This window comes from Rhodococcus sp. NCIMB 12038, from assembly GCF_002165735.1.
Lineage (GTDB): Bacteria > Actinomycetota > Actinomycetes > Mycobacteriales > Mycobacteriaceae > Rhodococcus_F.
Window position 1 is genome coordinate 1 of sequence record NZ_NHML01000040.1, and the last position, 24,809, is coordinate 24,809.

The 24,809-nt window shown below is 63.2% G+C and carries 21 protein-coding genes; 3 read left to right on the forward strand and 18 right to left on the reverse strand.

Going from position 1 to position 24,809, the window contains the following annotated elements:
• Nucleotides 1-693, forward strand: a 693-nt coding sequence (locus CA951_RS37790; RefSeq protein WP_143543162.1) for an NAD(P)(+) transhydrogenase (Re/Si-specific) subunit beta, incomplete at its 5' end; no start/stop codon positions are given.
• Entirely contained in the window at nt 693-1,043 is a 351-nt protein-coding gene (locus CA951_RS37795) for a WhiB family transcriptional regulator (RefSeq protein WP_087561803.1), read from the forward strand. The genes CA951_RS37790 and CA951_RS37795, both read left to right, overlap by 1 nt.
• Nucleotides 1,044-2,273: 1,230 nt before the next feature.
• Here CA951_RS37795 and CA951_RS37810 read toward each other — a convergent pair.
• From CA951_RS37810 to CA951_RS37885, 16 genes are all read right to left on the reverse strand, one after another.
• Nucleotides 2,274-2,627: a nuclear transport factor 2 family protein gene (locus tag CA951_RS37810; RefSeq protein ID WP_087561739.1), complete on the reverse strand. Its 354-nt coding sequence runs from the start codon at nt 2,625-2,627 to the stop codon at nt 2,274-2,276.
• A gap of 496 nt (nt 2,628-3,123) precedes the next feature.
• Nucleotides 3,124-3,999, reverse strand: coding sequence for a mycofactocin-coupled SDR family oxidoreductase (locus CA951_RS37815; RefSeq protein ID WP_087561740.1), 876 nt, complete (start codon nt 3,997-3,999; stop codon nt 3,124-3,126).
• 53 nt (nt 4,000-4,052) lie between these two features.
• On the reverse strand, nt 4,053-5,117 hold the full coding sequence (locus CA951_RS37820) for an Ldh family oxidoreductase (protein ID WP_143543163.1): 1,065 nt from the start codon (nt 5,115-5,117) through the stop codon (nt 4,053-4,055).
• Nucleotides 5,118-5,146: 29 nt separating this feature from the next.
• The gene (ribB, locus tag CA951_RS37825; RefSeq protein ID WP_087561742.1) at nt 5,147-6,196 is read right to left on the reverse strand and encodes a 3,4-dihydroxy-2-butanone-4-phosphate synthase; all 1,050 of its coding nucleotides are present in this window, start codon (nt 6,194-6,196) and stop codon (nt 5,147-5,149) included.
• Nucleotides 6,193-6,699: a flavin reductase family protein gene (locus tag CA951_RS37830; RefSeq protein WP_087561743.1), complete on the reverse strand. Its 507-nt coding sequence runs from the start codon at nt 6,697-6,699 to the stop codon at nt 6,193-6,195. The genes ribB and CA951_RS37830 overlap by 4 nt, the downstream gene beginning before the upstream one ends.
• A gap of 51 nt (nt 6,700-6,750) precedes the next feature.
• On the reverse strand, nt 6,751-7,671 hold the full coding sequence (locus CA951_RS37835; RefSeq protein WP_087561744.1) for a fumarylacetoacetate hydrolase family protein: 921 nt from the start codon (nt 7,669-7,671) through the stop codon (nt 6,751-6,753).
• Nucleotides 7,672-7,728: 57 nt separating this feature from the next.
• A complete protein-coding gene (locus CA951_RS37840) occupies nt 7,729-9,183 on the reverse strand; it encodes an aldehyde dehydrogenase family protein (protein WP_087561745.1) in 1,455 nt (484 codons plus the stop codon).
• A 51-nt stretch (nt 9,184-9,234) separates the two neighbouring features.
• Complete coding sequence (locus CA951_RS37845; RefSeq protein ID WP_087561746.1) at nt 9,235-9,606, reverse strand: nuclear transport factor 2 family protein; 372 nt, start codon at nt 9,604-9,606, stop codon at nt 9,235-9,237.
• Nucleotides 9,607-9,693: 87 nt separating this feature from the next.
• A complete protein-coding gene (locus tag CA951_RS37850; protein ID WP_179220460.1) occupies nt 9,694-10,815 on the reverse strand; it encodes an LLM class flavin-dependent oxidoreductase in 1,122 nt (373 codons plus the stop codon).
• Between the two features lie 100 nt (nt 10,816-10,915).
• Complete coding sequence (locus tag CA951_RS37855) at nt 10,916-12,265, reverse strand: MmgE/PrpD family protein (RefSeq protein ID WP_087561748.1); 1,350 nt, start codon at nt 12,263-12,265, stop codon at nt 10,916-10,918.
• A 27-nt stretch (nt 12,266-12,292) separates the two neighbouring features.
• Nucleotides 12,293-13,123 carry a mycofactocin-coupled SDR family oxidoreductase gene (locus tag CA951_RS37860; protein ID WP_087561749.1) on the reverse strand — a complete coding sequence of 277 codons (831 nt, stop codon included), beginning with the start codon at nt 13,121-13,123 and terminating at the stop codon, nt 12,293-12,295.
• Between the two features lie 165 nt (nt 13,124-13,288).
• On the reverse strand, nt 13,289-14,650 hold the full coding sequence (locus tag CA951_RS37865; protein ID WP_256974246.1) for an APC family permease: 1,362 nt from the start codon (nt 14,648-14,650) through the stop codon (nt 13,289-13,291).
• Nucleotides 14,651-15,091: 441 nt separating this feature from the next.
• Complete coding sequence (locus tag CA951_RS37870; protein WP_087561751.1) at nt 15,092-16,942, reverse strand: sigma-54-dependent Fis family transcriptional regulator; 1,851 nt, start codon at nt 16,940-16,942, stop codon at nt 15,092-15,094.
• A 93-nt stretch (nt 16,943-17,035) separates the two neighbouring features.
• A complete protein-coding gene (locus CA951_RS37875; protein WP_179220461.1) occupies nt 17,036-18,193 on the reverse strand; it encodes a UxaA family hydrolase in 1,158 nt (385 codons plus the stop codon).
• Complete coding sequence (locus CA951_RS37880) at nt 18,190-19,110, reverse strand: UxaA family hydrolase (protein ID WP_087561753.1); 921 nt, start codon at nt 19,108-19,110, stop codon at nt 18,190-18,192. The genes CA951_RS37875 and CA951_RS37880 overlap by 4 nt, the downstream gene beginning before the upstream one ends.
• Nucleotides 19,107-19,439: a UxaA family hydrolase gene (locus CA951_RS37885; protein WP_087561754.1), complete on the reverse strand. Its 333-nt coding sequence runs from the start codon at nt 19,437-19,439 to the stop codon at nt 19,107-19,109. The genes CA951_RS37880 and CA951_RS37885 overlap by 4 nt, the downstream gene beginning before the upstream one ends.
• Before the next feature lie 72 nt (nt 19,440-19,511).
• Between CA951_RS37885 and CA951_RS37890 the strand changes: the two genes are divergently transcribed.
• Nucleotides 19,512-20,393, forward strand: coding sequence for a LysR family transcriptional regulator (locus tag CA951_RS37890; RefSeq protein ID WP_179220462.1), 882 nt, complete (start codon nt 19,512-19,514; stop codon nt 20,391-20,393).
• Between the two features lie 249 nt (nt 20,394-20,642).
• On the opposite strand, the gene CA951_RS37895 is transcribed toward CA951_RS37890, so the two are convergent.
• Both CA951_RS37895 and CA951_RS37900 read right to left on the reverse strand, forming a co-directional pair.
• The gene (locus CA951_RS37895) at nt 20,643-23,918 is read right to left on the reverse strand and encodes a protein kinase (protein WP_087561756.1); all 3,276 of its coding nucleotides are present in this window, start codon (nt 23,916-23,918) and stop codon (nt 20,643-20,645) included.
• Between the two features lie 213 nt (nt 23,919-24,131).
• On the reverse strand, nt 24,132-24,803 hold the full coding sequence (locus tag CA951_RS37900) for a FadR/GntR family transcriptional regulator (protein ID WP_087561757.1): 672 nt from the start codon (nt 24,801-24,803) through the stop codon (nt 24,132-24,134).
• Between the last annotated feature and the right edge of the window lie 6 nt (nt 24,804-24,809).

The following is a 24,809-nucleotide window of genomic DNA, read 5'->3' on the forward strand; positions in this document are numbered from 1 at the left end:
AACAATCAGGCGATGATCGTGGCCGGCATGATCGTCGGCGCGTCGGGTTCGATCCTGACCAACCTGATGGCGAAGGCGATGAACCGGTCCATCCCGGCGATCGTGGCCGGCGGGTTCGGTGGCGGCGGCGCGGCGGCGGCGGTCGGGGACGGCACCGCGAAGACGGCGAAGGCCACCTCGGCGGCGGACGCGGCGATCCAGATGGCGTACGCCAACCAGGTCATCGTCGTCCCCGGCTACGGGTTGGCGGTGGCGCAGGCCCAGCACGCGGTCAAGGAGATGGCCAAACTGCTCGAGTCGAAGGGTGTCGAGGTCAAGTACGCGATCCACCCGGTCGCGGGCCGGATGCCCGGGCACATGAACGTGCTCCTGGCGGAGGCGGACGTCGAGTACGACGCGATGAAGGAAATGGACGACATCAACGACGAGTTCTCACGCACCGATGTCACCCTGGTGATCGGCGCGAACGATGTCACCAACCCGGCCGCGCGGAATGATCCGTCGTCGCCGATCCACGGGATGCCCATTTTGAATGTGGATCAGTCGAAGTCGGTGATCGTGCTCAAGCGGTCGATGAACTCCGGGTTCGCCGGCATCGACAACCCGCTGTTCTTCGCGGACACCACCTCGATGCTGTTCGGGGACGCGAAGAAGTCGGTCTCCGAGGTCACCGAGGAACTCAAGGCCCTGTGATGCGATCTCGTCTCTCTCACCAGCTACCCGCACCATTGACGAGCCAGTGGGATTGGCAACTGAGCGCACGCTGCCGTCATGCGGATCCCGACCTGTTCTTTCCAACCGAGGACGAGAACCGCAACCTCCGCCTACGACGTGAAAAAGTGGCAAAACAATTCTGCTCATCGTGTCCGGTCAAGCGGGAGTGCCGATGTCACGCAATCACGGTTGGTGAGCCATTCGGCGTGTGGGGAGGTACCTCGGAGCGGGACCGTCGGTACCCGAGAGCAGATCACGAGAACGGTCTGCGAAACCGTCAACGGCCTCGGCTGAAAATACTGGCAGGATCGAGAGCTCCCGGACATTGACGTTCGGTGACGAATGGACGGCTGCGGGGTGCCCGAGTCCGTCGAACCCGAACGCGCCTCACCTCAGATTCGGGGGGATTGCGGAGGTGCGGCCCTCGATGCGATCGAGGACCGCACCTCTGCAATCCATGTCTGGCTTCAGAGCCACGCCCGACACCTCAATGCGGGCTAGCCGCCAATCAACGTCAAGAGTGATGTTCGGAACCAACGCTTTCCGCAACGCCCCAGCCCGCGCGGAGTCCTCCCACAGCGATTAATGTTGCTGAAATAGAAATAGACCATTGCGAGTCTCACGGCCTTTGCGTTCACTGCCACCGCAGATGCATTTTCGGCCCCTTCCGCGGATACACTCCTGACCATGGCTAGGCGGACTGGACGCATTACGCGCACACAGGCGCGCGATGCCTACTGCCGGCTGGTGGCAAAGATCCGGCATCGACCGGACTCGATCACTGGGACCCGCCACGAGATGGACGCAATCTTCGCCGCGACAAGGGCTTTAGGTGTTCCCATCATCGATGCGATGCTCGCGGCAGAGCCCCACAAGAGTGGCGAATACAAGGTCAACTAGTCGTGACCTGCTCCGCGATCCGTGATCGACGCAGAGCCCTACTCTCTTTCATCAGGTCCGCGGCTGGGGTCCGATTGGCTTCTCGAGACAATGCCTCCGCGATCACAGCAACTTCACAAACATCGAATTTGGCACTTGGCTCAACGGCTCACAGGATTCAACGTACCGGCGCAACCAGCCACAACAGAACAGTCGGAACTGATGCAGCTCGGCTGCGCCCACGATCGCCAGCTCATCGCGGCAACGACTCAGCTTCAGTTGTAGCGTCACAGACAACGACAAGATGCTGATACGCCTTGTGCCGGAGAGCCGGGAACCGGGATTTGAGGCTTGATCCACGCCTACGTCGGCCAGGCCCGACCCCTGGGACGCCGGCTGCCGGACCACGGCACACATATCCGGCGTCCGAGTGAAGCAACGTCGCGAGGGAATCCCAGACCCAGGCAATGAAACGGCGACCGCATTGCGCTCGGGGCAGCCAACTCCCGGTTCCGGGCAGATTCCCCGTGGCCGGACTATCCTGACGAACCGGAGCTTGGCAGTCGAGTGGTGTTCCCCTAGCGGCGAGGACAACAGTCCGGACCGATCGGTTCGAGCAACAGCAAAACATCCTGCGGTGTCGGCGACACCGCAGGATGTTGCTTTCGTACCAGTCGAACTCAGAAGAGGAACTTGCGGAACGAGTTCTTCTCCACAATCAGGCCGTCTTTGAAGCGGTAGTAATCGACACCGTGGGTCTCGATCGGCTCGCCGTCCTTCTTAGCGGTGAAGCGCCATTCGTTGTAGCCCTCGTCGCCCGCATAAAACTCGCGGATCGTCTTCAATTCGTAGTCCGTGTGGGCATCGAGCCAATCAACGAGCGACTGGGTCACGTCGGCACGGCCGTCGGCGGCGATGGGCAGCCGAGCCGATTCGAAGCGCGCGTCTTCTGCGAGCAACGCCGCGATGGCATCCGCGTCACGAGCGTTCTGTGCCGCGGTAAACTTCTGGGTGATCTCGGCGTTCGAGGTCATGTCTTGCGTTCTCCTTGTCGTAATACTTCTTCCACCGTCGACGACGGCGGACGCTGTGGATGGCGAACTCACGATCGTTCCGATCCGCCGTCACGTTCTAGACAATATGCAAGCGGCACACGTGGGGACTGTGCCAAATCAGGACAAAGACGATCATCGACGAGAAGCCCGGGATGCCATTGCGAACCCACCGCACCACTGCTCCTCGTGGTGCCAACAGAAATAGGCATCAAACAGACTCATCAGATGGTCCGTCGACCCTGGAACTACCCGAAAAACGCCTTGCACTTGACCGCCATCGCCCGAGGACGCCCCACCCGCGAACTCTTTCCCACCTCACCGCCGAGACGATTACCAAGACGAGTGCATAGAGAACTTGTTCTCGATAGCCGAGATACAACAGCACCGCCACCGCTGTTGCTATACAGAACAGCGGTAGAATCGAATCTCTCGAGAGCACTTGCACTTTTGCTTCGGGCGACATACGAATTTCAGCTCACAGTGAGGCTTCGTCATCAACAACGTTGTTGTTGAAGTTCAGTCCTGGCAGCAGCCGATGGCCGGCGTCGATCAGCATCTCCAACCCTGTCACGTGCCGTGATTCGTCCGACGCGAGCCAGATTGCAGCGTCTGCGACAGCTTCTGACGCCAAGGCGCTTCGGCCGCGAAGTACGTGCCAGTTACGGCACGCCGCGAGGTAGTCTTCTCGCGTCGCGCCGGCCTTCCCGGTAATTCGGTCCCGAGTTCCGGGGTTGTCGTTGATAAGCGTATCGACAGGCCCAGGCAAGAGGGAATTGACGCGGATATTATATTGGCCCAGCGCAAGTGCTGCGGATTTCATGACTCCGATCACACCGTGTTTGGCCGCGACATACGACATGTTCCCTGCGTCGCCCTCCTGGCCGTTGGTTGACGATGTCAGGATGACCGATCCGCGCAGGCGCTCGATCATGTGCGGTGCCACTGCTTTCACTGTTCGCCAGACGCCGCCGAGACATGTGTCCGTGACGACGTCCCACTCGCTGTCGGTGATCTCCCAGAATGGTTTGTTGTCGAGCACCCCGGCGTTTGCAACGACAACATCGATTTGGCCGAACTTGTCGAGGCCTGCAGCAACGACCCTGTCGATCTGCTCCTGGTCTCGGACATCCGCGATCTCGGCAACCACGCCACGACCGATACGTTCAATCGAGGCTGCTGTGTCTTTCAGATCGGCCGCGGTGGCGAGTGGGTACTTGATGTGCTCAATTGGTCCATCGATGTCACATGTGACGATGTTCGCTCCCTCGCGAGCGAACTTCTCAGCGATTGCTCGCCCTTGGCCCCTCGCGCCACCGGTGATGAAAGCTGTCTTGCCCTCCAGGCGGTTCATTAACTCGCCTTTCTACTTTCGAGTGATTCCTGGCGATGAGACGACTGCGCGGACTAGTTGACCGACACCGGCCCAGGAATCCTTTCCGCGATGCCCACTCGCGTCGCTGCGTCCCGAATCGCGTTCCACGCCCCTTCGCTGATCGTGACGCGACCCCCACTTCGTTCTCTCGCGCGCCGTTCCGGGTCACCTGGCGCGAGAACGCTTTCGAAACCCTCGGCCGGAGTCACGGCATGAATCTCGTTGCGGAGTCGTTCGGCTTCCGCGAGAACATCAGACAGCCCCCCGAACGAGTCTGCCGCAACCGTCAGGATCAACAACCCCTGACGCTCGAAGGTGGGGCCACCGCCGTCGGCGAAGCGTTCCGACCCGAGAAGCACGCGCCCTAGCAATTCGACCAGAACTGCGAGCCCGAATCCTTTGTGGTCACCGAAAGTTCGCATCGAGCCGCCGCGATCGAGCAGCGTGGGATCGTCCGATGGCCGGCCTTCCGCATCGACGAGGCTTTCTGTGGGCATCCTGCGACCTTCCATCGCCGCGACCATGATCTTGCCGATCGGAGCCGCTGCCGTCGAGAAGTCGATGACCATCGGCTTCCCTGATGCGGTTGGGAATCCCGCCGCGATCGGGTTGGTGCTGAGCAGTCCGGACCGACCTCCGAATGGGGCGACGAGACGGCTGCCGCCCATACCGCCCACGAAGGCCATCGCAATACAGTCTTCCGCTGCTGCCCGCTCGATGTATGCGCCGAGCCTGCCTACATGTGTGCTACGGACAAGTCCCGCGAGCCCGAGGCCGCTGGTTTTTGCCTGTTCGCACGCCAGATCGGTTGTCATTCGGGCGGCGACATGTGAGAAGCCCCACTCGGCGCTCACGATCGGGGACGTGCCCCCGCTGAGAACCCGGGGGCGCGCATCGGCCACGACCTGCTTGTCGTCGACGTACTTTGCGTACGAGGGCAATCTGCTGATTCCATGTGAGCCGTGACCCACCAGATCCGCGTCCACGAGGTGCTCAGCGATCTCGTGCGCCATGTCGCCGGGCGTACCCAGTGCAGCCATGAACGCTGCAGCGAGGTCTACCGCGTCCACAGAGTCCAACTCGACCGATGTTGTCATTCGCTCGTCCTTCTGTTGCTTCGGTGTTGTCACGCTGTGCGACTCAGGGGTGGGGCCGTGCACTGCGGTGCCTGATTCGGGTCGACACCCAAGTCTTCCAGAATCCAACCCTCGATCTTCGAAAGAGATTCTTTTACAGCATTATTCGTCGTCGGTCCGCAGGCGCGGTCATTGTTGCGGAGAAAGACGACGACGCCTGATCCCCGGCGGCCGAATCGTGCGAGCTCAGATGCCAGTCGGACGCCGCAATCGCACGCGGCGACGCCGAAGATGTCGGCAGCAAGGCATTCGTGGTGCACGTACGTAGGAGTATCTGGTCCGATGCCGGCGAGAGAACCGGCCACCAGCGCTATATGCTCATTGCCGTCGACGTCCCGGTAGCCCACCGCGTCGAACTGTCCGTACTGGGTCGGCATCGACATGATCGCACCGCGTACGACTCGAGCCTCGGTGCTGCGTCGGTACTCGACGATGTCGGCGACCGTGACGACAACCAGGCCGTGTTCGGCCGCAAATCGCTCGAGCTCTGGTCTGCGGGCCATCTCGGCAGGGAAGTCGGCCGAGACGATCTCGGCGAGTGCCGCCGCAGGCGTGACACCGGCAAGGCGGGTCAGGTCGACGCCGGCTTCGGTATGTCCGCGCCGGGTGAGCACACCGCCGGCGCGGCCCCGCAGCGGAATCACGTGACCTGGACGCACCAGGTCTGCGGCGGTGGTGTCGGGATCGCCGAGTGCTGCGATGGTACGGGCGCGGGCAGTGGCAGAGATGCCAGTTCCGTTGTCGCGCAGATCGGTAGCCACGCAGTATGCTGCGCCACGCGGGTCGTCGCTGGAGTGGTGCATCGCTGGTAGGCCGAGTCGATCACAGGTGGCTTCGGGCAGCGCAACACACAGGAACCCTGATGTGTGCCGGATCAAGAATGCGATCGTTTCGGTGGTGGCGAGAGATGCCGCGAGGATCAGGTTGCCCTCGTTTTCGCGGTTCATGTCGTCGACGACCACCACGGGGCGGCCGGCGGCGATCGCCGTCAAGGCCGCGCGCACCCGTGTGGAAGCCGGGCGTGTACTTCGCGAAGTCATCGCGGTACCGCCTCGACTTCGGCGAGCCGCCGGAATCGGCTTCCGTGAAACACAAGTGGGGAATCGGTCCCGGCCCACGTTCCGTGAACCTCGAGGACTACGATGTCGTGGTCCCCGCAAGGCACTTCTGCGTGAATCGTGCAGTCCAACCACAGTGATGCCCCGTCGATGAACAGGCTTCCATCGCCCTCGACCGTGACGTCGGTTCCATCGAACCGGTCACCGTGCTTGCTGGCGAGTCGACCACAGATTGCGTCGTGCCCTTCGGCGAGCACGCTCAGTCCCAGGCGCCGTGCGAGCCGCAGCTTCGGCCAGGTCGTGGAGCTGTGCTGCATGCACACTGACACCAGCGGCGGTTCCAAGGAGACTCCGGTGAATGAACTTGCGGCCAGACCGACCTTTTCGCCGTCGAGTTCCGCGCACACGGCCGTCACCCCGGACGGGAAGTGCCCGAAAGCGCGACGGATCTGGTCGTTGGCCGCGATAGGTTCGATTGTAGGCACTGTGGCCTCCTAGAAGTTGATTTCTCCGACCGCGCATCTGCGGATTGTGCTTTACGTTATTGGTGCTGACTGTGAGCGAAGTGTGTCAAAATCTGCCACCTTTTCTGCGGGTGGCGGTCCCTCACGTCGCACGTGTTCGTTACGGACGGTGTTGGTGAGCGACCCTAGGCCGTCGATTTCGACCGTGATGCGGTCACCGTCCGTGAGAAAGATCGGTGGCTGTCGCTTCATACCTACACCACCGGGTGTGCCGGTGAGGATGACGTCGCCGGGCAGGAGTGTCGTGAACTCCGAGATAGTTTCGATGAGATGTGGGATATCGAAGATCAGCTGTGAAATGCGTGCTTCCTGGAGGATCTTTCCGTCGAGAACGGTCCGGATGCACGCATCGGCGATGTCCGGTACCTCCTGCGGGGTGAGAAGGTAGGGGCCGATCGGGGTGGAGCGGTCCCATGTCTTACCCTGCAACCACTGGTGGGTTTTCCGCTGGTAGTCGCGCATCGAGATGTCGTTGGTGATTGTGTAGCCGAGGATGTGTTCGTGGGCTTGCTCGCGCGGGATCCGCCGGCCGGGGCGGCCGATCACGAGGGCCATCTCGGCCTCGTAGTCGATCTCCGTGGTCTCCGGCGGTGCCACGATGTCATCGGACGGGCCGACTAGTGCGGATGAGAACTTCGTGAACATCACTGGGTAGGTGGGTAAATCACGTCCGGTCTCGCCGACGTGTTCGTGATAGTTGAGTCCGATGCAGATGATTTTTCCTGGGTCGGGCACGACCGGACACAGACGCACCTCGTCTACCCCGACGGCCTCATCTTCGAGCCGTCGGGCACCGGCGAGGACGTCCGGAGTGGTGCGCACGCCCAGTTCGACGAGACCGTCGAGAGGTACTAGTCGATCGGCGGCGTTTTCCGAACGCTCGACGACGCCGACGCGGCGCCGGCCGTCGATCTCGTAAGTTGCGTATGCCATGTTCGGGCAGATCCTGTTCCAGTTACGTGAGGCCGCCGGCTGATGTCGCCGTCGGCGTCACAACTGCAGCGATTTGTAGGTGAGGAATTCTTCGATGCCGAAGCGGCCGCCTTCACGGCCGTGGCCGGAGGATTTGAAGCCGCCGAACGGTGCCCGCGAGTTGTATGCGCCGCCGTTGATGGAGATTTGGCCGGTGCGAATTCGACGGGCGACGTCCAGCGCGCGGTCTGTGTCGCCGGACCAGACTGCGCCGCCGAGGCCGTACTCACTGTCGTTCGCGAGCTCGACGGCTTCGTCGTCGTCGTCGAACGGAATGAGGACCGCGACGGGGCCGAAGATCTCCTCTTGCGCGATCGCCATGTCGGCGGTGACGTCGGAGAAGACGGTCGGAGCGACGAAGTAGCCGTGCGGCTGGCGGTCGGTTGTTTCGGTGCCGCCCACAACGACACGTGCACCGTCCGCGATTCCGCGTTCGATGTAGTCGAGCACCCCGCGTTTCTGGTCGGCGCTGGCGACAGGGCCCATCGTCGAGGCGGAGTCGAACGGCTGTCCCACCCGGTAGGCGGCGGCGGCGGCGGCAGCCGTAGCTTCGGCGGCGTCGAGTTTGGAGCGCGGCACGAGTATGCGGGTCAGTGCGTTGCAGGTCTGTCCGGCGTTCTGGTAACACTTCGACAGACTGACGGTGACGGCCTCTTCGAGATCGGCGTCCTCGAGGATCACCGAGGCGGATTTGCCGCCGAGTTCCATCGACACCGGTTTCGCGGCGGCCGCGGCGATCTCGGAGATCCGCCTACCTGCTCGCGTCGACCCGGTGAAGGACACCATGTCGATGTCCGGGTGCGATACCAAGGCCTCTCCCGTAGTGACGCCGTCACCGGAGATGAGATTGAAGACTCCATTCGGCAGTCCGATCTCGTCGATCACGTCGGCGAGGAGGAAGATGCTCAGCGGGGCGATCTCGGAGGGTTTGACCACGACTGTACAGCCGGCGGCGAGCGCCCCGGCGATCTTGGCGGTCACCTGGTGCAGGGGGTAGTTCCATGGCGTGATGGCTCCGACCACGCCGATCGGTTCCCGTAGTACGAGCGAATTGCCGATTCGTTCCTCCCAGGCAACTTCGTCGATAGCCTCGGGCATCACGGCGAGGTCGCTGATCGCGAGTGCGACTTGAATTGTTCGTGATTGCGCTAGGGGCATGCCGACCTCGCGGGAGATGAGTTCGGCGAACTCATCTGCCCGCGAGTCGATCGCGTCCGCGATCCGCATGAGCCATTCGCCGCGTTCGCGCGGCGACAATCGCGACCATGTATCGAACGCCGCCCGAGCCGCCCGAGCCGCCCGATCGACATCGTTCGTTGTTCCGTTCGGCACCGACCCGATCAGTGACTCGGTGGCCGGATCGAGGACGTCGATGGTGCCGTTCCCGGCCGCCGGGACCCAGCGCCCGTCGATGTAGAGGTCGGGTCGGGTGATCAGGTCGGGGACGACGAGGTCGGGGACGGATTTCGTCATGGCAAGCTCCGGGGGTCGGTGGCAGGGGCGGATCGCGGACGCGGAATTGTGTCAGACCTTGCGGAACGAGCTCTTGACGAGGATCTTCCCGTCCCGGAGCTTGAAGTAGTCGATGCCGTGGGTATCGACGTCGGCACCGTCCTGGGTCTTGGCTACGAATCGCCACTCGTTGACGGCCTCGTCATCGGTGTAGATCTCGGTGAGGATCGTGAAGCGACCGTTCTCGTGGTTGTTCAGCCAGCCCAGCAGGGCATCGAGGAATGCCTCCCGTCCTTCGAACGATGCGTCGCGAGCCCCGGGGTAGAACGTCGCGTCCTCGGTCAGCAGCGCCTCGATCGCCTGGCGGTCGATGTTGTTCTGCCCTTCAGCGAATGCCCGGATCGTCTCTGCGTTCTTTGCTGCGGCAGCGGTTGGGGACGTCATGAGGATGTGTACTCCCCTTCTTCATCCGTGTACTGGCCCGCGCCGAGGGTTCCGGCTGGGCGCATAGGACGGGGTAGGTGTTGCGGATTAGCGCGCGACCGCGACCTGCTGCTGCAGGTCGGCCAGCGACTCAGTCTGGTGCTCGAGGTCCTTGATAAACGGCAGCACCTCGGTGCCCAGGAGTTCGAGGTTGCGCCGGTAGGCCTCCGGCTGGTCGAGGTAGTCGAAGGTAAAGGCGATGAGGGTGCCGAAGCCGCCGGAGACCTCGACGTCGCGCTGCAATTTCTTGACTACGGTGTCCGGAGAGCCGATGAGCCAATGGTTTTCGGCGAAGTACTCGAGCGACATCGTTGCCGGATCGTGCTCGTCGAGCTCGGGCGCCATGAGGGGAAGCATGCCCGAGCGCGCGTATGACGGCCAGGTCCATTCGCGATAGCTGCGGCCGAGCCCGCCCTTGATAGCGAGCTCCATGGCCTCTTCATCGGTGTCGGCGACGAACACAGTGTGCGCAACGCGCCAGTCATTGCGGTTCGGCTTGTGGCCGGCGGATTCGGCGCCCTCGACGTACTTGTGCCAGTGCCCGGCAAGGTAGTCGCGGTTGATCGCGAAGCTCATCGGCAGGCAGCCTGCTGCGCCCGCTTCCTTGAGAGTGCCCGAGTTGGGGCTCAGACCAGCCATGGCCAGCGGCGGGTGGGGTTGCTGGTAGGGCTTCATGAAGGGCCCGCTCAGTTCCTCGCTGTAGGCGGGGATGTCGAGAGTCCAGTACTTGCCTTCGTGACGCTGGGGGCCTTCCCCCGACCACACCTTGCGCATGATCTCGACGGCTTCTGCCATCATCGGCTTGGGTTCGCTGGTGCCGTGGATCTGCAGGTCTTCGCGCGTCGCGCCGGCGCCCAGACCCACCATCAGGCGGCCGCGGGACATGTGGTCGAACTGCATCAACCGGTGAGCCAGCGCGATCGGGTTGTGGTTCGCCGGAACGTTGGCGCCGGTAGCGAGCTTGATACGGCTGGTCTGGGTGATGGCTGCGGCCAGGTACAGCTCGGGGCTGGCGACCGGTTCCCAGCGTTGGGTGGTGTGCTCACCGACCCAGACCTCCGACAGTCCGTATTCCTCGGCCCACCGGATGACCTGCATGTCCCAGTCGAAGCCGTCTTGGAGATTCGTTTCCGGAAGCCGAAATGGAACCATGAAAAGACCGATATCCACGACTTTCCTCCTTTGTTCTGAGTAGTTCTCGAAGAACTGTTGACCTACTAGAAGTGTCACTGTCACCGCCGGGCGCGAACTGTGCCAAAGTGGCACGCAATCACACCGTGGATGCGACGATCTCCGCGACCGGAACATCGAGCGCGGCCTCTCGGATGTCCGCCCACAGTGCGGTTCTCGCGGCGCCGGCACAGGCGATGAATTTCGCCTCCAGTTCGGCGTCGCTCATCGGGTCCGCATTCTTGCCACGAGCTATTTCGACCGTCCGCTCGATACGACGCCCGGACGCGGTGTACACCTCAACCGAGGCCGGGAACTCGGTGCCGTCGCGATGCCGTTCGTCTACGACGACCGTCATTCGCTGCATCAGTGCGCTTACGGCGGGGTCGGTGACTGCGTCCGGGGTGAAGTCCGACAGCTCGAGGTGCCCCCGGACCAACGCCGCCGCCACCGTGTACTGGGCGCTGAACCGCGCCTCGTTCCCGGTCGTCGGTGTGTTGTGCACCAGCAGCTTCGGTGCGAGGGCGCTGACCCCCACGCGGATCTGCCGGATCTCGTCGTCACCGAGTTCGGAATGGATCGCCAGCGCAGCTTGCACGGCCGGATGCGAAGCGCCACATGAGGGATACGGTTTGATCGCTAGCCCGACCGGGTCGAGTAGAGACCAGCTTCTGCCGAGAGGCGCGGCGAACTCCACTGGGGTGCCCGCGGCGCGTCCCATGAAGACCGAGCAGAACCCGAGGTCGGCTTCCAGAGCGTCTGGGTCGGCGTCCCAGCCGCGCGCGGCAAGTCGCGCGGCTTGGATTCCGCCCATGGCTGCCGCCCCGGCGTGCAGTGGTTTGGTCATCGTCCCGGTGTTGGCGCGGATGCCGGCCGCACGGGAGGCGGCGATTCCCAGCGCTCGTTGTGTCGTCTCGCCGTCGAGACCCATCGTGCGGGCGGCAGCTGCCGCGGCGCCGACGGTGCCGATCGTGCCGGTGGAGTGGAATCCGGTCTCGTAGTGCGCCATATTCATGGCGCCGGCGAGGGCAGCGTCGACCTCGAATCCCGCGATGTAGGCCGTGAGCGCGTCACCGAACGAAGCACCGCACTCTTCGCCGACCGCCAGCATCGCCGGCACCAGATGACAGCTGGGATGCCCATATAACGGATGGTTCGAGTCATCGAAGTCCATGGCATGAGCGAAGGTGCCGTTTGCCAGGCCGGCGAGTTCGGGTGTTGTGCGACCGCCGCCGAGTATGCCGGAGACCTCGCGCGCCCCTTGATCTTCCACGTATTCGAGCATGATCGAACCGATGTGGTGACGGCGGCCGGCCAGAGCCACCCCGATCACGTCCGCGACCGCCGTTCGCGCCCGGTCCGCGGCCAGCTCCGGTATCTCTGTGAGGGTCGATGTGCTGACGAATTCGGCGAGTTCCCGGGTTTGTCCCATCCGGCTCGTAGTCGTCATAGAGCACCTACTGGCAACGACGTCATCTCATTTGGCTTGGAAGCCGGCGTCGATGGTGAACTGGGCGCCGGTGATGAAGCGTCCTTCGTGCGAGACGAGGTAAAGCACGGCCGCACTCACGTCTTCCGGCTCGATCCAGGGGACGTCGAGCAGGTGAATCGTGCCGTAAGCCTCAATGGCGTCCTCGAGCTGCGGGTTCTCCAGGTCGGGCCGGAACATCCGGAAGTTTCCCTCGTTGACGAGCATGTCCGTCCGGACGTTGCTCGGGTGCAGCGAGTTGACCCGGATATTGTGTTTACCGAGCTCGTTCGCCAGCGCCTTGGCCAGTCCTGTCACCCCGTGCTTGGCCGCAACATAGTGCCCGATGTTGTCCATGCTCCGCAGGCCGGCGGCCGAGCTGGTCAGCAGAATCGATCCTCCGTTTCCGGCGTCGATCATCTGGTTCATGCCGGCCCGGACGGTATTGAAGACACCGGTCAGGTTGATGTCGATCATCTCCTGCCATTGGGTGGCGGTCATCTGCGACATGAGTCCTTGGCTCACGATGCCCGCATTGGCGAGGATGATGTCCAGCCGCCCGAACTGATCCACCCCCTCATCGACGATCTCGGTGAGGCGGTCGAGCTCACGCACGTCCGCCTTTCGGGCGAGAATCCGACCGCCCGCCTTCTCAACGAGACGCACCGTCTCCTGCAAGTCTTCTTCGGACGCCATCGGGTACGGCGCCGTCTCCACTGGAGCGCACACGTCGAAGGCGATGATGTCTGCTCCCTCCTCCGCCAGTGCCACTGCATGACTCCGGCCCTGACCGCGTGCGGCGCCTGAGATGAATGCGACTTTTCCATCGACACGACCCATTGCTTCGTTCCTCTCGTCCGGTGCCGCCCGTCACAGGCGACCGGTGTTCTAGATTCCCTTTATGGCGATGCTGTGAACTGTGCCAATCTGGCACATCGCAAGATGCCCGCTCGGCGCATCGGATCACAGCTTGATCCTCCGTCGCCGAACGGGCACTCGCAACGCTCAGACCTGCAGCTTCGTGCCGCTCGCTGCATCCTCGTCGCCACGCTCGGCGCGTCCGAGATTGTCGTAGTACTCCGGTTTCGCGCTGCGGAAGTACAGCGCGATGCCGATACCGATCACCAGAGCCGTCGCCGGAATCGCCAGCAGCCACGTCAGCTGTCCGGGCTCACCACCCACCACCAGATCGAACCGGGACATCGCGAAGACGACGATCGTTCCGATGGCGATGATGGAGATGATGGGAGCGACGATGGTCTTCCATGCGCTGTCGGTGCCGCGGTTGAGCGGGCGGGCGAACCAAGCGATGACGGCGATGCTGACCAGCACCATCAAAGTCATCACCCCCATCGAGCCGAGTCCACTCATCGCGCCGTACACCACGGGTGTGTTGACGGGCAGTCCAGCGATGGTGACCAGGGCGATCACCGCGATCACCGCGATCGTGAGCGAGGCCCGGTAGGGCGAATGATGCTTGGGGTGGGCGCCGGCCAGGTACCGCGGCACCGCATGGTCAGCGGCCAGGTTGAAGATGTAGCGCGAGGCCACGTTGTGCGTCGAGATCAGTGCCGCGATCGACGACGTGGCGACCAGTACGGCCGCGATCATCGAGACGTTCGAGGCTACGAACGTGTCGAGAGCGTCATTGAACATGCCGGCCGGGTTGTCTTCCGCGACCTGTTGGGAGCTCGGCCCGTAGGCGGAGATCAGTGCATAGCAGGAGACGCTGTAGAAGATGCCGATGAAGATCACCGCGAGATACGTCGCCCGCGGAATGGTCTTGACCGGTTCCCGAACCTCGTCGCGGTACAGCGCGGTCGATTCGAATCCGACAAAGTTGCCGAAAGTGAACAGAAGTGCGACGAAGATTCCGGTTCCGACGCCACCCAAACCTGACGGGTTGAACGGCTGCACCGAGAGACCGTCGACCCCGCCCTGACCCAGCGATGCGACATTGAAGACGATCACCAGCAAGATCTCGAACGCCATGACGATACTGAGGACCTTGGCCGACACCTCGACGTGGAAGTGTCCCAGCGCACTGACGATGGCCCACGCGACGAGCGTCCATATCCACCACTTGGTTTCCGGACCGTGGAAGAGCGTGATCATCTCGGAGATGGTTACACCAGTGAAGCAGTAGAGGCCGACGAGGATCATCGTGTACGACAGTGTTGCTACGAAGGCGCTGCCCAGTCCGAAGGCCCTGCCTATGCCCACGGTGATGTAGGCGTAGAACGCTCCCGGGCGCGGCACTCGCCGGGTCATCGTGGTGAACCCGACCGCGAAGATGAGAACCAGTGCGGTAGTGATGAGGTAGACCAGCGGCGCTAGTTCTCCGGCGAAGTCGATGGCGAATGCCATATAGCCGGCAATCGTGACAATCGGAGCAGAAAACGCCATGACACCGAGGACCAACGGCGTCGTTCCGAGATTTCCGGTTAGTCGAGTCGGCTGCGTGGGCGCGGAAGTGCCCTCAGCTCCGCTCGAAGGCAACGTCGAGGCTGCCTGGGGTTCCTGCATTTTCATATCCACCTGATCCCATCGAGAGTGAATCGGCCGACAGTCCGTTTCGGCGGATAGTGATCCGCCGTATCGCCGGGTTCTGATTGAGAAGAGCCGCCACATCACATTGCAGCTTCGTCGCACTGGAGTGATCTACGTCTCGCATTTCGGACTGGAGGAAGTCTAAGCAGCCGCGATAGATGCCGAACTGTGTCAATATGGGACGCCTCTGAGCTAAGCCTTTGCGCAGCAAAAAGGGCCGCATGCGCACTACGCGCAGCGGCCCCCCAGCGCCCCGTCTCAGCTGAGTTCGTAACCTCTCCGACTGTAATTTTCCATCTTCCGATACAGGGTCGACCTCCCGATTTCGAGTAGATCGGCGGCCTTCGCCCGGTTCCCTCCAACCTCGGCTAGTGCATGGCGGATCTGCTCGAGCTCCGCGGCCTCGAGACGACTGAGCCGCCCCCGTGCGAGCGAGGCCTGTTGCGCTTCGTTCACGTCGGAAACGCACACCGTTCCCGTTGTGTTGCGAAGGGCGGCTGTCGTCACGACCTCACGCAGCTGCGCCACGTTCCCTGGCCATTCGGCATTCGCCAGTGCAGCCAAGAACCTGCCACTGCACACTGGCCTCGCGACGGCGTCCGACGATCTGAGGAAGTGCGTGACGAGCAGCGGTATGTCATCGAGCCGCGACCGCAAGGGCGGGAGTCGCAGCTCGATCGGCACGGTACCGATGGCGTCGGTGAAAAATCCGGCACCCATCTCGTAGGTGGTCGCAATGAGCTTTCCTCGATCCGCGGCCATCCGAAGCGCGTCCCGGGCGTGTTCGAGAACGTCGGGCGCCATCTGATCGAAGTTCTTGGCTACGACGGTCTGACCGGCGGCGAGCGCGGCGCCTATTGTTTCTGCGTGCCCCCGAGGATTCCCCGAATCGGCAGGACCACAGTCGATCACCGCCACATCCGCGGTCGCAGCCATCAGCCGGGCCAGGTGAGTGCGCCCGGTGCCTCGCTCACCAGTCAGGCACACTGCAACGCTCTGTGTCATCGCGGCTATGGCCGCCGACTTCAGCCGACGCATCACGGCGCTGGCTCCGATGAGGTCGTCGAGCGGGGCTAGCGAGACTGCAGCCGGCGACAGTGCGGAGCCGCCGATCGCTGCCTGGGCCGTGATCTCAGACAACCGCATCACCGCGCCGACAACCTGACCGTCGATCGTCACCGGTTTCACGTTGACCGCCAACGTGCGGTTCTCGGACAGTGCGACAATCTCTTCCCGCACCTCGCCGAAGGCGCCGACCTGCCGTGCGATTCCCGACAGGACCGCGAAGTCACTGTTCGACAGCATCTCCTTGGCCCGGTTGCTCGCGATAGTCGTACGGCCGTCAACCGCAACGACGGCGGCGCCGCCACGCAATCGGGACTCACGGGTATAGGCCCGGAGAAGTGCTTGCTCGCGGAAGGTCAAACGATCGGACACCTGTCGGCCGATTTCGCCGGCCGCCCACTCCACCGGTAGGGCGAGCGCTCCGGGTGCGGAAGCGAGAGCGATTCGCTCGGGCACCATCAGCGTGAGCACCGCGACGACTCGATTGCGCAGACCGTCCAAGATCGGCGCGGACGTACAGTACGTCCCCTGCAACCCCTCTGCATAGTGCTCCGGGCCCCAAACCTGTACTGTATTAACCTCTTCTAGTGCAGTTCCGTCGGAATTCGTGCCCGCGAACTCCTCCGCCGCACCCATACCGACTACCGCCGCGTGCGAGTCAGCCCAACGGAGCGCTGCCGAATCACCCATGCGGAGTGCGTGAACCCCCGATGCATCGGACAGCAGAACGCACGCCCCGGTGTCATGCGCCATGTCGTCGAGTCGCTGCATGATGGGTGTCGCAATTTGAAGGAACGGAGCGTCGAGCCGGGATTCCCGCACCTCTGTCTGCAGCGACGCGGGATCGACCAGACAGGCCGCACTGCGCCGCCACGACCGCGCGATCACCTCACGGACCCCCGTCAATTCGACATTGTCCGGGTCGGACAGAAACTGCTCGCGTAGCGCGCGCTGCCCCGCCAGCGACGCGGAGGTGGGGCGCGTCCGAACCGGCTCGGTGCGCGTGGTGCGGATAGGGCCGCCGGGGAGGATAAGGTCCGCCATCTTGTCTATCCTCCAACTTCTATCGGGTCTTTTCACAGACCCGGATCGATCCTCATCCGGCGCACATCCCGCGAGACCTTGCCAATCCCTACATTACCTTCCGGTCGGCCTGATGAAGCTGAGCGCGAACTCGTGATTGCCACGCGATTCAGCCTTGGTGAGCCGGCCCGAGGCGATCTCGATGAGCTCGTCGAGGATGCGCTGGCCGACTTCCTCTATCGGCGTACCTGCGAGGATCGTTCCCGCATCTAGATCAATCAATTCCGGAAGACGCTGCGAGACTTCCGTATTCGAGCTGATCTTCAAGCACGGCGCGATCGGGGACCCGGTCGGGGTACCGAGACCCGTCGTGAACGCCACGATTTGTGCGCCACCGGCCACCATCGCCACCATCTGTTCGATGTCCTGGCCCGGCGTGTCCATGATGTACAAGCCCCGACCAGGTGGACGCTGGGCGTACTCGACCACACCGCTGATCGGGCCGGTGCCGCCCTTGCGGGCAGCGCCCATCGACTTCTCTTCGATGGTCGTGAGGCCGCCAGCGATGTTGCCCGGAGCCGGCTGGCTGCCCAGCAGATCCACGCCGATTTTCGCTACATCCTTCTCGAACCTCGCGACGACTTCGATGATTTGCCGTGCCGCCTCGTCGCTGACGGCGCGTTTGGCGAGGAGATGCTCGGCCCCGAGTAGCTCGGTGATCTCCGCAAGAATGGACGTCCCACCGGCTTCGACGAGGCGATCACTCGCCACCCCCAGCGCCGGGTTTGCGGTGATACCCGAGAAAGCATCGGAGCTGCCACATTCGAGTCCCAGGCACAGCGACGAAAGCGGCGCCGGTTGCCGAACTGCAGGTACCTTCTCTCCGAGCAGTTCGGCGAGGGCAGCCTTCGCGGAACTCTCGAGACCGTCGAAGGTGCCGGCCCGGTCCAACCGGACGACGCGGTGCGGCTTCTCTGCGGCCGTCAGCGCCTGCTCGAATAGCTCGACCTCGTCGCCGACACCCAAGATCAATGTTGCCCCGACGTTGGGATGTGTGGCGAACCCCAGCAAAGCGGCTAGCACGCGTGCCTGGTCAGCATGGTCGCGTGGACTGTCCCACTCGTGCCGGATCGCGACGATGTCGTCGTTCGCGGACTCTGCAACGTCCGCGGCAATTTTGCACAGCGCTGAGTGCACGGGTACGACAAGCGTGTGGTCGCGGTACCCCCAGCGACCGTCCGGCCTCAGGAAACCCATCAGTTCGGTCTTCACATCGTCCTCAGCAATCGTGGGATGGCAAAGGTGGTGGAGTTCCGCAGTTCGGATTTCGCGGGAACACCGGAAAAAACGTCGAGCACGGTAGACCAGATGTCGGCAGCGGCCTCGCCGGCCGCGATGTCGAACTCGTCGGGAATAGCCGCGTGCAGGCCTCCCGCTGCAGCGACACCGACGATCGGAACGAGCGCGATCGACGTTGGCGGTTGGTTTCCCGCCGGAAACTCGACAATTACTTGCGGGCGGCATGACGCCACCGCAAGCACGCGTGCGCTCTGGGTCCCAGGGTCGTTCGCGAGCACACTGACCGCGGATGGTCCCGGCTCACTACCAATTGTCAGTGCGGCATGCGGTTCCGCGACCCCGGACAAGTCCGCGTCATGGGATGCGGCGAGAACAACGCGGGCACCCCGCGCCACGGCGTGTGCCACTAGGTCTGCGAGTCGGTCGTCGTTGCGATCGGCGACGATGCCGAGCGTTAGGCCACTTTCATCGACGGATTCGCGTTCGACGGCCTCGGCCACAGTCTTCAGCTTTTGCGCGACGCGGATGCCTTCCTCCCGCGCCGCCGCGTTTCCGCCGCTGTCTTGGATACCGACGAAGTGCGGATCCCGACCCTGTCGGACGATCTCGTCAACGACTCCTCGCCCCTGAACTGTCTCACATCCGAGACTGACGACCAGTGACTGAGCCACATTGGGCGAGCTCGCCAGCCCGGCGAACAGCGACCGGGTCTGCACGATGTCCTGCCCGATATGCCCGCATCCGTGCTGGTGTGCCACTGCCGTCGCGCCGGCGGCCTCGGCGATCTCGGCTGCGACGAGGGCCGAGCACACCACGGACGGGAGCACGAACACGTGGTTTCGCGCACCGGGTTGCCCCTGAGCGCGAGGGTATGCCTTGATCTGCGTCATCGGGGGCCTCCGGGCAGCCGCTTGCTGATGACGTTCTGCACGTGCACGTGCTCACCGGATGCAATGTCGGAAGTGGCTTCGCCGACCGGTTCGCCGTACCGAATGATGTCGGCCCCCCGCGCTATCGGGTGAAGTGCCACCTTGTGTCCACGCGGTACGTCGCTACGGATGGTCAGGCGGATATCGTTCGAGGTGGTCACCTCCCCGCTGTGCAGGTCGGTGACGGCAACCGCAATATTGTCGCGGCCATCGAGTAGGAGCAATTTCATGCCGTTCAGTCTCAGTGTCACCGCCTCGTCCCTGAAAGCACCAATCGCTAACAGCGTCATTAGCTGAGCTGCACACCCGGTAGTATCCGGTCAACGCAAAGAATGGCTATTCTCACTGGTAGGAGCTAAGTGGTGCAGTTCCGGCAACTGGAGACGTTCATAAGCATCGTCGATGCGGGCACGCTGACCGCGGCTGCCCGACGGCTCTACAAAACCCAGGGTGCCGTATCGCAGGACCTGCGGTTGCTCGAGAACGGCCTCGGCGTACAACTCCTTGACCGGACGGGCCAGCGAGTCAAGCTGACGGCTGCGGGTAGCGCTCTTTTGCCGATCGCGCGGCGCGTCATGAGCGACATCGCCGACGCGATGTTCGAAATGGAATGCATCCGCACCGGCGAAAGCCCGGTCATCCGCCTCACCTGCCTGCCGTCGTTAGGCCCGCGCCTCTGCACACTGATGGCCGACTACACTCACACGCATCCCGGCACTCGATGGTCGTTATTCACGTCGCTGCGGGGCGCTATGATCGCAGGTCTGCGCGAGGACCAGTTCGATCTGGCGATCTGCGAAGGCTACGCCGACGACGGCATCGTCAACACTCCCCTATTGCGCGAAACATTGCACCTCGTTCTGCCGCATAATCATCCACTGGTAGAACAGGCACCGCTCCGCCCCGCTGACCTTAGGGATGTGCCCTACGTCGGGCTGCATCGACGCTTAGGTGCGCTACTGGAAGCGCAACGCTTCTTCTCGGCCGGCGAGGCCTACCCGACCCCGGTCGCCGAAGTCGACACCACCCAACTCGTTGCCGAGCTTGTCACCCGCCTCGGCGGCTACGGGTTCATCCCCGACTCAGCCATTCCAAAGGACGGATTCGCTCTCACAACTGTTCCGACTGATCCACCGCTCACCAGACAGATTTCGATCGCCCGATCCGCCAACCGCAGCATTCCACCCTCCGTTGAAATGTTCATCGACTACCTCATAGCCGCGTGGTCTTCGGATTCGCAGTGAGGGTGTCGACTCAACGAGGTGTTCGGGACCTGCCCCCGCGCGGTGGTAACGCCGAGGGCAGCGCTCCGGCTACCGACGCAACAGATGGCGCACCGTCAAATCGACGCTGCCGGGTGTTCCCTCCGTTGATGAATGCACGGATCTTGATGGTCAGATCGTTGACTGCGTCAGGGTTCCGCGGCGGATTGCCTACCGTCGATGATCACGTCTTTCGAGCCCGGACGGAGACTGAGCGTCCACCGCAGTGTGTCAGGGCATGGTTCGCTGTGATTCCACAATCCATGCAGCGATCTGGGCACGCGAGGTGAAGCCCAACTTTGCAAGGAGATGCTCGATGTGCCCTTGCGCGGTGCGCACTGAGATCGTCAAGCGGGCCGCTATCTCTTTATTGGTCAATCCCTCCGCTACGAGCTCGGCGACCTCACGCTCCCGCTTGGTCGGCTCGGCTTGTCCAGAACCCGTGTACGACGCCGGACTTTGCTCACCGAGCGCGTAGGCGACGGCGGACGCCACTCCCAGCTTGTTTCCTTTTCCCTGCGCTACGCCAATTGCAGCCTCGCTCAGCGCGTTCCGCGTGTCGCGGTCGCATCTATCACGGTACTGAACCAAACCGGAGACGAACACTGGGGAACTCCCCAAGGCCTGACTGAGTTTCTCTGCAGCTGAGGTCAATACCACGGCTCGCTCGAAGGCACCTCCCTCGGCGGCAATCCACGCGAGTGCTTGTAGGCACATGCTGATAACGAGCCGCTCATTGACCTTCCAAGCAGCACGGAGCGCCTCCCGGAGTAGCTCGTTCGCCCGTTCGGAATTGCCATGTCGCCACTCCACTATCGCCAAGGCCCACAGCGAATACGAACGATGCACAGCTTCACCGTGCTCTGCGGTGACTGCGAGTGCGGTTTCGTAGCATTCGATCGCGCGCTCGGGGTCGTTGAGCAACTCGTAAGCGATTCCGAGACCCTCTAACAGGAGGATGTGGAAGGCAAGCGCACTCGGCACCGCGGCGTAGGTAGGTCGGGCGGCCTCGAAGTGGACTTTCGCATGATCAACGGCGCCGCCATAGAGTGCCCGGTAGCCTTCGGCAAGGTCGATGTGTGCTTGCACCAACGGATGAACGGATTGATCGGCGAGGGTTCGTCCTGCGCGGACCAAGGCACCCGATGCCTGCAGGTCGCCTTGCAATCCTGCCATCAGGCTGGCCCAGAGTATTGCTTTGGCGCGGTCGACGCCCTCGATACCAGGCGACCGAGCCAGGAGCCGATCGATCCAGCGTCGTCCTTCGGTCAGCAAACCGCGAGAGAACCAGAGAGGGAACAACGCTGCGGCCACGCCCAACCCGCACTCGGGATCTTCGAGGACGCAGGACTCCAGGGCCTGCCGCAAGTTCGGCAGTTCTGCGACCAACCGGATAAGCCATTCGAGTTGTCGAGGACCGATCCAGTCGGCCTCAGCGTCCGAGGCCAACTGCGCGTACCAGTTTCGGTACTGTACACGCAGCTCGGGATAGTCAGCGCTCACACGGAGCTTCTCCCGACCGTAGTCGCGCACGGTCTCGAGCATGCGGAACCGAGCGACCGGAGCCGAATGTTCTCGCACCAGAATCGACTTGTCGACGAGAAATGTGACGGTGTCAAGGAGATCGTCGACGTTCTGGTCCTGCCCGAAGATTTGCTCTGCCGCATTCAGTTCGAAACTTGCGGCGAACATTGACAGCCGAGCCCACATCAGTTGTTCCAGGGGTGTACACAGGTCATAGCTCCAATCGATGCACATCCGTAGGGTCTGTTGCCGCGACGGAGCGTCTCTGCGTCCGCGAGTCAGGAACCTGTAGCGGTCGGTCAGTCGCTCCAGGATCTCCTCTGGAGAGATCGCCCGCAGCCGAGCCGCGGCCAGCTCGATCGCCAGCGGCAAGCCGTCGAGGCGCTGGCATATCCGCGCGATGGGCACCTTGTTGTCGTCAGTGACCTCGAAGCCGGGGACGACAGCGGCGCCCCGCTCGGCAAACAACGCCACCGCGTCGTTGCCGGGCAACCGTCTCGGCAGATGGTCCGCGTCGGGTACCGGGAGCGGGGCGATGGGTATCGCTACCTCGCCGCCGATGCCGATTGGCTCGCGGCTGGTCAGGAGCATCCGTAGGCCAGGACTCGTTCGTAGCAGTGCTTCGCAGAGTTTCGCGGCCCCCGCGAGCACCTGTTCGCAATTGTCCAGAATGACCAGCACCTCACGCGTGGCAAGGAAATCCTCGAGGACCTCGAGAAGTGGCGTCTCGGCGCTGTCGCGTAGACCCAGCGCGTCCGTCACCATGTTCACGAGAAGCGAGTCGTGGCGTACTTCTCCCAACTCGATCAAGAACACGCCATCGGCGAATCGGGATTTTGTTCGACCAGCGACTTGCAGCGCCAGTCGGGTCTTGCCAACCCCTCCCATCCCGGTCAAGGTCACCATCCGAGCCGTCGAGAGCAAGTTCTTGATACTCGCCGACTCCTCACGACGGTCGATGAAGCTGGTCAACTCGAGGGGCAGCGCGCCGGTACGGCCCGGATGCGCAACTCGTGGCCCATCATCGCGGGGTGGATCCGCTCGGGCTGTGTGACTGGAGTTGCCCTGGTCGGTTTGATCGTGTCCGACGCGCGCGGCCATGTCGTCGACCGGAAAACCGTGCTTGTGCTGCAGGTGCCGCAGTTGCCGGCCCAGTTCCTCTATGGAGGGACGAATGGCAGGATCGTTCGCCATCGCCGCCTCGATCAGAGTGCTGAGATCATCGGCGATACCGTGCTCTCGCGGATTCGGCATCGGCTCGGTCGTGATTCGGACGAACTGGGCGACCAGTTGCTCACCACTGCGACGTTCGAATGCGGCGTGCCCGGTGGCGGCGGCGAACAAGGTCGCGCCCAGACCGTACACATCGGCGGCTGGACTCGGTGCACCACCGGCGATGACCTCCGGTGCCGTGAATGCCGGCGATCCAGTCACTACCCCTGTGGTGGTTTCGAATCCGCCCGAGATATGCGCGATACCGAAGTCCGTCAGTGCGGGTTCGCCATAATCGGTGAGCAAGATGTTGGCCGGCTTGACGTCCCGGTGGAGAATTCCGAGGTCGTGCGCGGTTTCGAGGGCACCGGCGATCTTGACGCCGACGCGCAGCACATCCTCCACGGTGAGCGGACCCCGTCTGCGGATGCGAGCGTCGAGAGAGTCATGAGCGTAGAAGGGCATGACGAGATAGGGCCGGTCGTTCTCGGTGACTCCGACTTGCAGGATGTTGACGACATTGGGGTGTCCGGTCAATCGGCCTGCGGCCCGCTGTTCCCGAAAGAAGCGCGCACGGTTGTCCTCGTCGAGGTCCCCGGTCAGCACCTTCACCGCCACAGTGCGATCGAGCGCAGCCTGCCGACAGCGATACACGACCCCGAATCCCCCGCGCCCGATCTCCGCGGCGTCGGCGAACCCGGCCGCCGCCAACTCCCCGACGACCGACCCGGCCACATCCGGGCGGGTGGCGAAGGGATCGACGCCATTCATCGCCTACACCGACTCTGACATTTGGAGGAGAACACCGAGCACCCCGCTGACTACTTTGAGGGTAACGCCGAGCCCCTGGTCAAAGCTCTCGAATTGCCGAACCAAGCAAAGCGACCCGCTCAACCACTTGACGGTGCGATCCGAGAGGGACGTCGACGACGACAATCGTGGACGTCCGCCTACTCCTGCTCGCTTGACAAATTTGCGTCAATGTCAGGTGTTGTCGCCGAGCAGGGTGGTGCGGACATGCCGCAGGTGCAGGCGCATGGCGTTGCGGGCGCTGTCGGGGTCGCGGTCGGCGATGGCGTCGACGATGTCGTTGTGTTCGGTGCAGTATTCGCGGTGCAGGTCGGGGTTGAAGGTGCGCTTCTTGAGTCCACCCCAGATCGGTTGCTGGCGGCTGTCGATGAGGAGCTGGCTGACCCCGATCAGGACGATGTTGTGGGTGGCGAGCGCGAAGCTGTGGTGCAGCGCGGTGTCCCAGCGTTCGAACTCCTCCGAGGATCGGGCGCCGTCGCCGCCGCGCAGGCAGCGCCGCATTTCCTCGATGTCGTCGCGGGTCGCCGCTGCGACCGCGAGTGGAAGTAATTCCGGTTCGAGGATGAGCCGCGAGCTCATGATTTCGCTGGGGCTGGGGTGGTTCGCGGTGTCCGCGGTTGCGGATTCACTCGGGGCGAGGAACGTGCCCCGGCCGACGTGACGGACCACCGTTCCCCGGTTTTCGAGGTCCTCGAGGACGGACCGGACCACGGCTCGGCTGACACCGGCCTCGGCGGCGAGTTCACGCTCGGTCGGAAGCTTGTCACCCGGGCCCAACTGCCGCTCGGCGACGACGGCTTCGATGTGCCGCAGAGCGGCAGCCGTGGGTCCCACAGCCAGGGTCACAACAAC

What these genes read in the sequence shown, in the direction of transcription:
- CA951_RS37815 (WP_087561740.1), bottom strand. Translation starts at nt 3,999, where the DNA reads ATGAACCGCCTGGAGGGCAAGACAGCTTTCATCACCGGTGGCGCGAGG.
- CA951_RS37870 (WP_087561751.1), bottom strand. Translation starts at nt 16,942, where the DNA reads ATGGCGGACCTTATCCTCCCCGGCGGCCCTATCCGCACCACGCGCACC.
- CA951_RS37885 (WP_087561754.1), bottom strand. Translation starts at nt 19,439, where the DNA reads ATGACGCTGTTAGCGATTGGTGCTTTCAGGGACGAGGCGGTGACACTG.
- CA951_RS37795 (WP_087561803.1), top strand. Translation starts at nt 693, where the DNA reads ATGCGATCTCGTCTCTCTCACCAGCTACCCGCACCATTGACGAGCCAG.
- CA951_RS37860 (WP_087561749.1), bottom strand. Translation starts at nt 13,123, where the DNA reads ATGGGTCGTGTCGATGGAAAAGTCGCATTCATCTCAGGCGCCGCACGC.
- CA951_RS37865 (WP_256974246.1), bottom strand. Translation starts at nt 14,650, where the DNA reads ATGGCATTCGCCATCGACTTCGCCGGAGAACTAGCGCCGCTGGTCTAC.
- CA951_RS37835 (WP_087561744.1), bottom strand. Translation starts at nt 7,671, where the DNA reads ATGGCATACGCAACTTACGAGATCGACGGCCGGCGCCGCGTCGGCGTC.
- CA951_RS37810 (WP_087561739.1), bottom strand. Translation starts at nt 2,627, where the DNA reads ATGACCTCGAACGCCGAGATCACCCAGAAGTTTACCGCGGCACAGAAC.
- ribB (WP_087561742.1), bottom strand. Translation starts at nt 6,196, where the DNA reads ATGACTTCGCGAAGTACACGCCCGGCTTCCACACGGGTGCGCGCGGCC.
- CA951_RS37845 (WP_087561746.1), bottom strand. Translation starts at nt 9,606, where the DNA reads ATGACGTCCCCAACCGCTGCCGCAGCAAAGAACGCAGAGACGATCCGG.
- CA951_RS37855 (WP_087561748.1), bottom strand. Translation starts at nt 12,265, where the DNA reads ATGACGACTACGAGCCGGATGGGACAAACCCGGGAACTCGCCGAATTC.
- CA951_RS37840 (WP_087561745.1), bottom strand. Translation starts at nt 9,183, where the DNA reads ATGACGAAATCCGTCCCCGACCTCGTCGTCCCCGACCTGATCACCCGA.
- CA951_RS37880 (WP_087561753.1), bottom strand. Translation starts at nt 19,110, where the DNA reads ATGACGCAGATCAAGGCATACCCTCGCGCTCAGGGGCAACCCGGTGCG.
- CA951_RS37895 (WP_087561756.1), bottom strand. Translation starts at nt 23,918, where the DNA reads ATGAATGGCGTCGATCCCTTCGCCACCCGCCCGGATGTGGCCGGGTCG.
- CA951_RS37820 (WP_143543163.1), bottom strand. Translation starts at nt 5,117, where the DNA reads ATGACAACATCGGTCGAGTTGGACTCTGTGGACGCGGTAGACCTCGCT.